General features: G+C 74.8%; 10 protein-coding genes. 5 read left to right on the top strand and 5 right to left on the bottom strand.

What is annotated here, in order from left to right:
• Positions 1-1800: TIM barrel protein (locus ABZ805_RS23110; RefSeq protein ID WP_358443887.1), on the top strand; the 1800-nt coding region annotated here is incomplete at its 5' end.
• Positions 1801-1809: 9 nt separating this feature from the next.
• Here ABZ805_RS23110 and ABZ805_RS23105 read toward each other — a convergent pair.
• Positions 1810-2865, bottom strand: coding sequence for a GntG family PLP-dependent aldolase (locus tag ABZ805_RS23105; protein ID WP_358443884.1), 1056 nt, complete (start codon positions 2863-2865; stop codon positions 1810-1812).
• Between the two features lie 277 nt (positions 2866-3142).
• Here ABZ805_RS23105 and ABZ805_RS23100 point away from each other — a divergent pair, with 277 nt between their 5' ends.
• Both ABZ805_RS23100 and ABZ805_RS23095 read left to right on the top strand, forming a co-directional pair.
• Positions 3143-3658 carry a SigE family RNA polymerase sigma factor gene (locus ABZ805_RS23100; protein ID WP_358443881.1) on the top strand — a complete coding sequence of 172 codons (516 nt, stop codon included), beginning with the start codon at positions 3143-3145 and terminating at the stop codon, positions 3656-3658.
• Between the two features lie 13 nt (positions 3659-3671).
• Positions 3672-4337, top strand: a complete 666-nt coding sequence (locus ABZ805_RS23095; protein ID WP_358443878.1) for a hypothetical protein — start codon at positions 3672-3674, stop codon at positions 4335-4337.
• Between the two features lie 57 nt (positions 4338-4394).
• Here ABZ805_RS23095 and ABZ805_RS23090 read toward each other — a convergent pair whose 3' ends face one another.
• The 4 genes from ABZ805_RS23090 to ABZ805_RS23075 form a co-directional block, all read right to left on the bottom strand.
• Positions 4395-4976 (bottom strand): TetR family transcriptional regulator, encoded by a 582-nt coding sequence (locus tag ABZ805_RS23090; protein ID WP_358443875.1) that lies wholly within the window; start codon positions 4974-4976, stop codon positions 4395-4397.
• A gap of 18 nt (positions 4977-4994) precedes the next feature.
• Positions 4995-5315 (bottom strand): multidrug efflux SMR transporter, encoded by a 321-nt coding sequence (locus ABZ805_RS23085; protein WP_358443873.1) that lies wholly within the window; start codon positions 5313-5315, stop codon positions 4995-4997.
• 345 nt (positions 5316-5660) lie between these two features.
• Positions 5661-7649, bottom strand: coding sequence for an ABC transporter transmembrane domain-containing protein (locus tag ABZ805_RS23080; protein WP_358443870.1), 1989 nt, complete (start codon positions 7647-7649; stop codon positions 5661-5663).
• The gene (locus ABZ805_RS23075) at positions 7646-9229 is read right to left on the bottom strand and encodes an ABC transporter ATP-binding protein (protein WP_358443867.1); all 1584 of its coding nucleotides are present in this window, start codon (positions 9227-9229) and stop codon (positions 7646-7648) included. The genes ABZ805_RS23080 and ABZ805_RS23075 overlap by 4 nt, the downstream gene beginning before the upstream one ends.
• A gap of 104 nt (positions 9230-9333) precedes the next feature.
• Between ABZ805_RS23075 and purB the strand changes: the two genes are divergently transcribed.
• Positions 9334-10764 carry an adenylosuccinate lyase gene (purB, locus tag ABZ805_RS23070; RefSeq protein ID WP_358443864.1) on the top strand — a complete coding sequence of 477 codons (1431 nt, stop codon included), beginning with the start codon at positions 9334-9336 and terminating at the stop codon, positions 10762-10764.
• A gap of 116 nt (positions 10765-10880) precedes the next feature.
• Complete coding sequence (locus ABZ805_RS23065) at positions 10881-11768, top strand: phosphoribosylaminoimidazolesuccinocarboxamide synthase (RefSeq protein WP_358443861.1); 888 nt, start codon at positions 10881-10883, stop codon at positions 11766-11768.
• Positions 11769-11791: the final 23 nt, after the last annotated feature.

The raw sequence follows: 11791 nt of genomic DNA, 5'->3' as shown, positions 1-11791 counted from the left end.
GTGGAGATCTTCGAGAACGACCTTATCGACTCCGCCGCCACCCCGGAGCGGATCCGCGCGCAGTGCGCGGACCTCGGCCTGGGCATCGACCTCTACCAGCCGTTCCGCGACTTCGAAGCGGTCCCGCGGGACGTGCTGCGCGCCAACCTGCGCCGCGCCGAGCACAAGTTCGACCTGATGGCGCGGCTCGGCGCGGACACCGCGCTGGTGTGCTCCTCGGTGTCCGCGGAGGCCGTGGACGACGACGACCTGGCCGCCGAGCAGCTGCACGAACTCGCCGAGCTCGCGGCCGGGCGCGGCATCCGGATCTGCTACGAGGCGCTGGCCTGGGGCCGGTTCGTGCACACCTACGAGCGGGCGTGGCGGATCGTGCGCCGCGCCGACCACCCGGCGCTGGGCGTGTGCCTGGACAGCTTCCACATCCTGTCCCGGGGCAGCGACCTCACCACCATCCGCACCATCCCCGCCGAGAAGCTGTTCTTCCTGCAGCTCGCCGACGCGCCGCGGATGAACATGGACCTGTTGCAGTGGAGCAGGCACCACCGGCTGTTCCCCGGCCAGGGCGAGTTCGACCTCGCCGGCTTCCTCGGCACCGTGCTCGCCGCCGGGTACGCGGGGCCGCTGTCGCTGGAGGTGTTCAACGACGTGTTCCGGCAGGCCGATCCGGGCCCGGCCGCGGTGGACGCGATGCGCTCGCTGCTGGCGCTGGAGGAAGCGGCCGTCCCCGCCGGACCCGTCGTCGCCGGGCGCAGCCTGCCCGCACCGGCCGAGCTGGCCGGACCCGCGTTCGTCGAGCTCGGCGCCGACCCGGAGGCCGGCGAGCGGCTGGGCGCGACGCTGGCCGCGCTCGGCTTCCGCCGGGCCGGGCGGCACCGCTCCAAACCGGTGCGGCTGTGGGAGCAGGGCGCCGCGCGCATCCTGGTGAACACCGAACCGGACCGGCCGGAGCACCGCGGTGGCGGGGCGCTCGCCGCGCTCGGCGTGCACAGCGCCGATCCGCTCGCCGCGACCCGCCGCGCCGAAGGGCTGCTCGCACCGGTGCTGCCGCGCACCGCCCGGCCCGACGAGGCCGACCTGTCCTCGGTGGCCGCTCCGGACGGCACCGCGCTGTTCTTCTGCCGCACCGGCGCGGACCGCGACGCGGGCTGGCTCGGCGACTTCGCGCCCGAGAGCGACTTCGCGCCCGGGAGCGGCGAGGATCCCGAGAGCGGCGAGGCACCGGCCGCGGGCATCACCGGCATCGACCACGTCGCGATGACCCAGCCGTTCGACCACTTCGACGAGGCGATCCTGTTCTACCGCTCGGTGCTCGGTCTGGCCCCGGAGCCGCCGGTGGAGTTCGCCGCCCCGTTCGGGCTGGTCCGCAGCAGGCTGGTGCTGGACCCGGGCGGCACGGTGCGGCTGGCGCTGGACTCGGCGGTGCTGCGCCGCGGCTCCTGGGCGCCCGCCGTGCCGAACCCGCAGCACGTGGCGCTGAGCACCGACGACGTGTTCGCCGCGGCGCGGGCGGTGCGGGAGCTGGGCGCGCCGGTGGTGGCGATCCCGGACAACTACTACGACGACCTGGACGCCCGGCTGGAGCTCGACGCGGGGCTCGCGGCGCGGCTGCGGGAGCATTCGGTGCTCTACGACCGGGATGCGCGCGGCGAGTACCTGCACTTCTCGGTGGCGGTGCCGGGATCGCGGGTGTTCTTCGAGGTGGTGCAGCGGGTCGGCGGCTACCGCGGCCGCGGCGAGCTCAACGCACCGGTGCGGATGGCCGCGCACCGCAGGCGCCGCCTGGCGAGCTCCGGCGCCTGATCCCGGTGCTCAGCCGGCCTGCGGGATGCCCGCGGGCCGGTCGGCCTTGCTGCTGCGCGAGATGCGCCGCAGCACCTCCTTGATGTCCCGCTCGCCCACGTCCCGGTGCGTCACGAACCGCACGTTCCCGTCCATCGGCACCGCGAGCACCCCGATCTCCCGCAACCAGTCCAGGGTGAGCCGCACGTCCGGCACCGCGGCCAGCACGATGTTGGTCTGCGGGTCCGTGATGTCCCAGCCAAGCTCGGTGAGCCCGTCGGCGAGCAGCGTCGCGTGCCGGTGGTCCTTCTCCAGCGCCGCGACCCGGTCCAGCGCGACGAGCCCGGCCGCCGCGAGCACCCCGCCCTGCCGGACGCCGCCGCCGAGCATCTTGCGCACCCGCCGCGCTTCGGCGACGAAGTCGCTGGTGCCCGCCACCACCGAGCCGACGGGCGCGCCGAGCCCCTTGCTCAGGCAGGCCTGCACCGTGTCGACCCCGACGGTCAGCGCGGCGGGCGGCAGCCCGAGCGCGGTGGCGGCGTTCCAGATCCGCGCCCCGTCCAGGTGCACGTGCAGCCCGCGGTCGCGGGCGGCGGCGGCGAGCTGGGCGTGCTCGTGCGGCGGGATGACCGCGCCGCCCGCCGCGTTGTGCGTGTTCTCCAGGCACAGCAGCGTGGTGTGCAGCGCGTCGTAGTGCCGGTCGCCGCTTGCGTGCGCACGTACCGCGTCGGCGGTGGGGCGCCCCGGACCGGCGTCCCACTCCAGCGGTTCCGGCATGCCCCCGGCGAGCCACGCGGCGGAACCGAGCTCGTGGTGCAGCACGTGCGCGCCGCGCGGGGCGAGGAACCGGTCGCCGCGGCGCAGGTGCACCGACAGCGCGATCAGATTGCCCATCGTGCCGCTGGGCACCCACAGCGCGGCGGCGGTGCCGAGCAGCTGGGCGGCCCGTTCCTCCAGCGCGCGCATCGTGGGGTCGTGGTCGAGCACGTCGTCGCCGACTTCGGCTTCGGCCATCGCCGCGGCCATCCGCTTGTCGGGGCGCGTGACCGTGTCGGAACGGAGGTCGATGGAGGCCGTTTTGGTCACGAACCGATCACACCACATCGGCGGGGGGTGGAGGCAACTGGTCGGGGGATACCGGTTGCCCGGCACGCGGCCGTGCCGCCGCGCATCCGGGTGGTCGCCGAGCGTGCTCGCACTGCTGACCTGCGCGGCCCCGGACACCACCGGTGGCGGCTCGGCCACGCGGTCCGGCTTCACTACAGTTCTGCACGCGCGTCGTTCGTTTTTCGCGGCGGCGTGCAACCACAGGTGCCGGGCGCACCGTCCCAGCAGTGCAAGCACGGACGAGCGGAGAGTCCGCGTGGACCAGCGCGAGGAGCAGGAGTTCGCGGAGTATTTCGCGGCTCGGCGGGAGGCGGTTCGTCGGATGGCGTACATGATGTGCGGCGATTGGCACCGCGCGGACGACTTGGCCCAGACCGCGTTCATCTCCTTGCACCGGCATTGGCGCAAGGTGCGGGACAAGGGCGCGCTGGACGCGTACGTCCGCCGCACGCTCAGCCGTGCGGTGATCGACGAGTCGCGGCGTCCGTGGCGCCGGGAGAAGTTCACCGACGTGCTCCCGGACCGGCCCGCGGGCGGTTCGGTCGAAGACGGCATCGCGACCAGGCAGACGCTGGTCGCCGGTCTGCGCGAGGTTCCGCCGAAGCAGCGGGCCGTGCTGGTGCTGCGATTCCTGGAGGGGCTCGACGTCGCCGGGGTCGCCGAGGTGATGAAGTGCAGCGAAGGCACCGTGAAGAGCCAGTCGGCCCGTGGGCTGGAGGCGCTGCGGGAGGCCTTGGGCGGCCAACTCGACGATCTTCGCTCGACGTCGTGAGGAGGTGCGGCAAGTGAACGAGACCGAGCTGGAACAGCTTTTCCGGAACGCGGCCCGCGACGCTCCCGATGCGTCGTTCGACGAGCAGGACGTGCTGCGCGGGTCCCGCCGGGTGACGGCGCGCCGCCGCACCGCGCTCGCCGGTGGCTCGCTGGTCGCGGCGGCCGTGCTGGTCGGCGGGATCGGTGCGGGCACCGGGTTCTTCGGCAGCCCGGGCGAACCGGTGGCGCAGGCCCCGGCAGCGCCGACGCAGGCGCCGATGGCGCTGCCGCAGGAACCCGCCACGCCGCGATCCGGCCCGATCACCCTGGGCGATCCGAAGGCGGGTGCCGGGTGCGGTACCCCGGATTCGGCGTTGGCCGCGGCGCTGACCGAGCAGCTCCCGGAGGCGCGGAGCACGCAGCCGACGAGCGCCGACGGCTCCTGCCCGATCGGGTCGCGGACCGCCGCGGTCCCGGTCCGGGAGGGCGCGGTGTCCGGGAAGGTGGCGTTGCTGCTGAGCCCGTCCGGCGCGCGGCCCGCCGCCGCGGAAGGCCGTGCCCCGCACACCGAGGTGGTGGAGGTGCCGACGCGCAGCGGCCGCACGCTGACGGTGCTCAGCGAGCCGATGGGTGCGCCGACGGCTCCCTTCGCCGATCGCCTGGACGGCATCGCGGCGGACCTGGCGCCCCGCTTCTGACTGCTCGCGCGGGACCCTCCCGGCCGCTCGTGGCGGGTGCGGGCACCGCGCGGGACGTCAGCCGAGCCTGCGGCGGAGGGTCCGGCGGGCCGCGCTGCGCGGATCGGGTCCGCTCTCGATGAGGGCGTTCACCACGGTCCCGTCGACGAGGGCGATGAGTTCGTCCAGCTGTTCGCGGTCGACGGGCATGCCGCTGCGGGCGAGGATCTCGTCGAGCAGGTCCTTCAGCTCGCCGGTCAGCTCCCGCATCAGCGGCGCCAGGTAGGGCCGCCGCGGTGAGCCGACGAGCCGCTCGTAGCGCAGCAGCACCGGTTCGGTCCCGCCGTCCCGCGAATCGACGCCGAGCAGCAGGTCGAGCAGGAGCTCCACGACGTCCTCGACGGTGCGCCGCTCGTCGGCGAGCTCGTCGAGCCGGGCGCGGCCCGCGGCGATCTCGGTGCGGCCTTCGTGCTCCACGGCCGCGGCGACGAGGTCGTCCAACGAGGTGAAGTAGTAGGTGGTGGACGCGAGCGGCAGCCCCGCGCGGTCCGCCACGGCTCGGTGCCGCACCGCTTCGAGCCCGCCTTCGGCGAGCAGTGCCACCGCCGCCTCGACGAGTGCGTGGCGGCGGCGTTCGCCCTTGGGGGTGGCCGCTGTCATGACGCCCGATCCTAGGAGTCAGTGCGATCCGGCGAGGTTGAGCCCGATCACCCCGGCGACGATGAGCACCAGCGACACGATCTTGAGCACGGACACGGCGTCGCCGAGCCACAGCATGCCGATCACCGCGGTGAGCGCGGCGCCGATGCCGGTCCACACCGCGTAGGCGGGCCCGGCGGGCAGCGTGCGCATCGCCCAGGCGAGGCCGCTGAAGCTGACGGCGGCCAGCACCAGGAACGACACGCTGGGCCACAGCTTGCTGAAGCCGTCGGAGAGCTTCAGCGAGATCGCCCAGCCCGCCTCGAGCACGCCGGAGATCATCAGCACGATCCAAGCCATCACTACCTCCCGATTCCTGCACGACCGTACCAGAAATTCGGGAGTGCGAGGTCCGGCGGTTCCCGCGCGAGGAGGTGCGCACCGAGACCTGGCCCGGCAGCATCGGGTGCTCCGGCGCGGTTCCCACGGGGGCGCGCACCGCCGTCCGTGATCACGCGCGGCGCGTCCGCTCCCCGCCGGGCGGTGCAGTCCCCGAGTCGCCGACCGCGCCCGCAGACCCCAGCGGGTTCTCCGCGGTTCGCCGCGCGGACCGCGATCTGTCCCACCGGCGCGAACGAATCCCGCAGTGGGCTGCCGAGGTTGCCACCCGCCCGACCTCGCGGCGGGAGCCCGAGAGACGGGCGGTCAGTTCTCGCCCGCGGCGGCGCGGTGCAGCGCGGCGTAGGAACCGCCCGCGGCGAGCAGCTCGCGGTGCGCGCCGAGCTCCACGATCCGTCCGCCGTCCACCACCGCCACCCGGTCCGCGGTGCGCGCGGTGTGCAGCCGGTGCGCGATGGCGATGACGGTGCGCCCGGCCAGCAGCCGGGACAGCGAGCGCTCCAGCTGCCGCGAACCGTCCCCGTCCAGCAGCGAGGTCGCCTCGTCGAGCACCAGGGTGTGCGGGTCGGCGAGCACCACCCGGGCCAGCGCGAGCTGCTGCGCGACCGCGGCGGGCACCGCTGCGCCGCCGGAGCCGACCACCGCGTCCAGCCCGCCCGGCAGCCGCGCGGCCCACTCGGCGGCGCCGACCACGGCCAGCGCGTCGTGGAGTTCGCGGTCGGTCCACTCCCGCGCTTCGGGCAGCGACAAGTTGTCCCGCAGGCTCGCGGTGAACACGTGCTGCTCCTGGGTGAGCAGCAGGACCTCCCGGCGGACGCGGGCGGGCGGCAGCGCGGTGATCTCCACGTCGCCGAAGGCGACCGAACCGGAGTCGGGTGCGCTGACGCCCGCGATGAGCCGCCCCAGCGTGGACTTGCCCGCCCCGGACGGACCGACCACGACGAGCCGCTCCCCGGCGGGAACGCGCAGGTCGACGCCGTGCAGGACCTCGCGGCCCGCGCGGTAGGAGAACCGGACGTCGCGCAGCACCAGGTCGTGCGCGCCGGGACCGGCCGGCTCGGGCGTGCCGCGGCCGGCCGCGGGGCGGCGCTCGGTGCGCTCGGGTCCGGCGTCGCCGGGTGCGGTGTCGCCGAGCGCGGCGTCCCTGATCGCAGCGCGATCGGATTCAGCGCGATCGGGTTCGGCGCGTTCCGGCTCTGGGCGATCGGGCGCAGCGTGATCGAGTTCTGGGCGATCGGGCTCAGCGCGGCGGGGCTCCGGGCGATGGGGCTCGGAACGCTCGTGCTCAGAACGCTCGGGCTCCGGTCGATCGGACTCCCCCGCCCCGCTCCCCGGCACCCCGAGGATCCGCCGCAGCGCCGCGTCCCCCAGCTGGAGTTCCTCCAGCCACGAGAACAGCTCGGCCAGCGGTTCGGCCAGCGCCGCCGCGTACAGCACCACCGTCGTCACCGTGCCCAGCTCCGCCAGCCCCGCCCGGTAGCTCCAGCCGCCGATGAGCAGGATCGCCGCGAGCGGCAGCACGTAGGACAGCTCCAGCGCGGGCAGGAACACCGCCAGCAGCCCGCGGTGCCGCTGCTCGTCGGCGACGGCCCGCGCGAGCACCCGGTCGTTGTGCTCGCGGCGCCGCGCGGCGAGCCGCAGCGAGTCGATGGTGCGCGCGCCCCGCACGGTCTCGTGGATGCCGGACTGCACCCCGGCCCAGTCCGCGAGCAGCCTGGTCAGCGTCCGCCGGGCGCGCGGGAAGTACCAGCGGCTCACCGCCACCAGCAGCGGGACCGCCACCAGCAGGCCGCAGGCGAGCAGCGGCGCGGTGGCGACCATCGCGGCCGCGGTGAACACGAGCGCCAGCGCCGCCCCGGTCAGCTCGGGTGCCGCGTCGCGGACGGTGGAGTCGAGCCGGTCCACGTCGGAGGTGGCGCGGCTGAGCAGGTCTCCGGTGCCCGCTTCCTCCACGGTGCTCAGCGGCAGTCGCAGCGCGCGGCCCACCACCCGCTCCCGGGCCTCGGCGAGGACGGCTTCGCCGAACACGGCGGCGCGCAGCCGGGCCGCGCGGGCCAGCAGCGCGTGCACCACCAGCACCGCCAGGAACCCGGCCGCCAGCAGGTCGACCTGCCGCACCGGTGCTCCGGCGACCACCGCGTCGACCAGGTGGCCCAGCAGCTGCGGGCCGATCAGGCCGACCGCGGTGGACAGCGCGAACAGCAACACGAGCAGCGCGAACCGCTTCCGGTGGGCGGCGGCGGTGCGCCGCAGCCACCGCAGCACCTCGGTCCGCTCGGCCAGGGGCAGCGTCATGCGCGGTCCTCCGCCACGTGCACCACCCGGTCGGCGACCGCGTGCCACAGCGGGCTCTGCGTGAGCACGATCGTGGTGCGTCCTTTCCGCAGGTCGCGGACGCGGCGCACGATGCGCGCCTCGGTGTGCGCGTCCACCGCGGAGGTCGGTTCGTCCAGCACCAGCACGTCGGCGTCGCTGCACAGCGCCCGTGCCAGCAGCAGCCGCTGGCGTTGGCCGCCGGAGAGCGCGCGGCCCTGCTCGGTGAGCTCGCCGTCCGCGGGCAGCGCGGCGAGCACGTCCGCGGCGTCGGCGGCGTGCAGCGCGGCCTCCACCGGCACCGGCGAGCCCAGGTCGATCCCGGCGCGGACCGGCCCGGCGAACAGCAGGTCCTGGTTGTGCGCGAGCACGATCCGCTCCCGCAGCTCGGCGACCGCGACCTCCGCGAGCGGCACGCCTCCGGCCAGCACCGGCCCGTCGTCGACGTGCCGGGCGAGGCGTTCGGCGAGCGCTTCGCCCTGCCCGGCGGCGTCGACGGCGGTGAGCTCGCCCGCGTCGGCGCGGGCCCCGGTGCGCTCGTCGGCGAGCGCGAGCGGCCCGGCCGGCAGCGTCCGCGGCACGTCCGGGTCGGCGGGTTCCGGTCGCAGCCGCAGCAGCGCGCAGGCGCGGTCGGCCGCCACGACGGCCGAGGCGAAGGTGCTCGCGGCCTCGGTCGCGGTGCGCACCGGGATGACCAGGAAGCTGGACACCCCGTAGAACGCGACGAGTTCACCGGCGCTGATCGTCCCGGCCAGCGCCATCCGCGCGCCCAGCCAGGTGACCAGCACCGTCACCAGCCCGGGCAGCAGCACTTCCGCCCCGGCCAGCCACGCGGTGATCCGCCCGGCGGCGACCCCGGAGTCCTGGACGCGGCGGTTGGCCGCGACGAACCGGTCGTGGAACCGGGACTCGCCGCCGATGCCGCGCAGCACGCGCAGCCCGGACACGATGTCCGCGGCGAGCGTGTTCAGCCCGGTCAGGTTCTCCCGCTGCGCCTCCTCGCGGCGCCGCAGCGGGCCCAGCAGCGGCCCGATGCCCAGCGTCGCCAGCGGTACCCCGACCAGCGCCACCGCCGCCATCAGCGGCGAGATCGTCAGCAGCGCGCCCGCGGCGGCGAGGAACGCGACGACCGCCCCGCTGAGCCGGGCGGACACCTCGAACGCCTGCCCCACCTGGTAGATGTCGGCGGAGCCCGCGGACACCACCTCACCGGTGCGGACGCGCCTGGTGAGCGCGCCGCCGAGGCCCGCCACGTGGTGCAGCACGACCTTCTCGGCGGAGCTCGCGCCGTGCAGCCACAGGGTGTGCGAGGTCCAGCTCAGCGCCGCCGCGCCCAACGCCTGCACGATCCCGAGCACCAGCACCACCAGCACCCACCGCAGCAGCGCCGACCCGTCCCGGGCGGCCACGCCCGCGTCCAGCGCGCGCCCGATGACCAGCGGCAGCACCGCGGTCGGCAGCAGCCACAGCGAACCGGTGACGGGTGCCGCGGCCACCAGCGCGGGACGGTCGCGCAGCAGCGACCACAGCAGGCGCAGCGGGCCGCGCGGATCAGGAGTCATGACGAGCCGAACCTAGCTCGCGACGGCTCGCCGCCTCGACCGAATTTCCGCGCCGCCCACTGCCCGGTCCTGGGGTCCGCGGCCGGGAAGTATCCTGGTCAGCCGTGACGGTCAAGCCCCACCTCCCGAACGTGCTCGCCCACCGCTACGCCTCGCCGGAGCTGGTCGAGCTGTGGTCCCCGCAGCACAAGATCGTGCTGGAACGGCAGCTGTGGCTGGCCGTGCTGCGCGCCCAGGCCGACCTCGGCGTCGACGTGCCCGCGGGCGCGGTCGCCGACTACGAGCGGGTCGTCGACCAGGTCGACCTGGACTCCATCGCCGAGCGCGAGCGCCAGACCCGGCACGACGTGAAGGCCCGCATCGAGGAGTTCAACGCCCTCGCCGGGCACGAGCACGTGCACAAGGGCATGACCTCCCGCGACCTCACCGAGAACGTGGAGCAGCTGCAGGTCCGCCGCAGCCTGGAGCACGTGCGCGACCGCGTGGTCGCCGTGCTGGCCCGGCTGGCGCGACTCGCCGCCGAGCACGGCGAGCTGGTGCTGGCGGGCCGGTCGCACAACGTGGCGGCGCAGGCCACCACCCTCGGCAAGCGCTTCGCGACGGCCGCCGACGAACTGCTCGTCGCGTTCGGCCGCGTCGAGGAGCTGTTGGCCCGCTACCCGCTGCGCGGCATCAAGGGTCCGGTCGGCACCTCGCAGGACATGCTGGACCTGCTCGGCGACGCCGGGAAGCTCGCCGACCTCGAAAGCCGCATCGCCGAGCACCTCGGGTTCGGGAAGGTGCTCACCAGCGTCGGCCAGGTCTACCCGCGGTCGCTCGACTTCGAGGTGCTCACCGCGCTGTCCCAGCTGGCCGCGGCGCCGTCCTCGGTGGCGAAGACGATCCGGCTGATGGCGGGCCACGAGCTGGTCACCGAGGGCTTCCAGCCCGGCCAGGTCGGCTCCAGCGCCATGCCGCACAAGATGAACACCCGTTCCTGCGAGCGCGTCAACGGCCTGTCCGTGCTGCTGCGCGGCTACGTGTCGATGGGCGGGGAGCTGGCCGGGGACCAGTGGAACGAGGGCGACGTGTCCTGCTCGGTGGTGCGCCGCATCGCGCTGCCGGACGCGTTCTTCGCGTTCGACGGGCTGCTGGAGACGTTCCTGACGGTGCTCGACGAGTTCGGCGCCTACCCGGCCGTGGTGGCCCGCGAGCTGGACCGCTACCTGCCGTTCCTGGCGACGACGAAGGTGCTGATGGCGGCGGTGCGCGCCGGCGTCGGCCGGGAGACCGCGCACGAGGCGATCAAGGAGAACGCGGTCGCCGTCGCGCTGGCCATGCGGGAGCAGGGCATCGAGCGCAACGACCTGCTGGACCGGCTCGCCGCCGACGAGCGGCTGCCGCTGGACAAGGCGGCGCTGGAGGACCTCCTCGCCGACCGGCTGTCCTTCACCGGCGCGGCGTCCGCCCAGGTCGCCGCCGTCGTCGCCGCGGTCGACGAGGTCGTCGCCCGCCACCCCGAAGCGGCCCGCTACACCCCGTCCCCCATCCTCTGATCCCCTCCAGGTGAATGGCCCACCCGACCATCCGCGCAAGGCGAATGGGCCATTCACCTGGGTTCTACCGAGGGTCGCCCGGTCGGGTGGTGACGGGCGTGGGGGAGAATCCCCGCGTGGTCGCACTCTCGGCATACCCGCTGATCGCCGCGGGCAAGGTTCGCCAGCTGCACGCCGTGGACGACGAGCACCTGCTGATGGTCGCGTCGGACCGGATCTCGGCCTACGACCACGTGCTCGACACCCCCATCCCGGACAAGGGCCGGGTGCTGACGGCGATGAGCGTGTTCTGGTTCGACCTGCTCGCCGAGCTGGTGCCGAACCACGTCGTCGCGCACGACGACCCGCGCATCCCCGCCGAGGTGCGCGGCCGCGCGCTGCTGGTGCGCAGGCTGGAGATGCTGCCGGTGGAGTGCGTGGCCCGCGGCTACCTCACCGGATCCGGGCTGATCGACTACCGGGCGACCGGCGCGGTGTGCGGCGTCGCGCTGCCGGCCGGGCTGACCGAGGCCTCCCGGCTGCCGGAACCGATCTTCACCCCGGCCACGAAGGCCGAGCTCGGCGCGCACGACGAGAACGTCAGCTTCGACGCCGTCGCCGCCGACGTGGGCCGGGAGCGCGCCGAGCAGCTCCGCGAGCTGACGCTGCGGGTGTACGCGCGGGCCGCCGAGCACGCGGAGAGCCGCGGCGTGATCCTCGCCGACACCAAGTTCGAGTTCGGCCTCGGCGCGGACGGCATCGTGCTGGGCGACGAGGTGCTCACCCCCGACTCCTCCCGGTTCTGGCCCGCCGACGGCTACGAGGCGGGCCGGGTGCAGCCGTCCTTCGACAAGCAGTACGTGCGGAACTGGCTGACCTCGCCGGAGTCCGGCTGGGACCGGGCCGCCGACGCGCCGCCGCCCTCGCTGCCGGACGAGGTGGTGGCCGCGACCCGCGACCGCTACGTGGAGGCGTACGAGCGCATCACCGGGCGCGACCTCGCGGACTGGCCGACCCCCGCCTGACCGTCCGGCGGCTCGTCCGGCTC

It is taken from the genome of Saccharopolyspora sp. NPDC047091, from assembly GCF_040643635.1.
GTDB lineage: Bacteria > Actinomycetota > Actinomycetes > Mycobacteriales > Pseudonocardiaceae > Saccharopolyspora_C.
The sequence above is the reverse complement of the archived record's forward strand: the minus strand, read 5'-3'. Positions and strand labels throughout refer to the sequence as shown.

Excerpts from the sequence above, each read along its gene's own strand:
- ABZ805_RS23090 (WP_358443875.1), bottom strand. The coding sequence starts at position 4,976 with ATGACAGCGGCCACCCCCAAGGGCGAACGCCGCCGCCACGCACTCGTC.
- ABZ805_RS23085 (WP_358443873.1), bottom strand. The coding sequence starts at position 5,315 with ATGGCTTGGATCGTGCTGATGATCTCCGGCGTGCTCGAGGCGGGCTGG.
- ABZ805_RS23080 (WP_358443870.1), bottom strand. The coding sequence starts at position 7,649 with ATGACGCTGCCCCTGGCCGAGCGGACCGAGGTGCTGCGGTGGCTGCGG.
- ABZ805_RS23075 (WP_358443867.1), bottom strand. The coding sequence starts at position 9,229 with ATGACTCCTGATCCGCGCGGCCCGCTGCGCCTGCTGTGGTCGCTGCTG.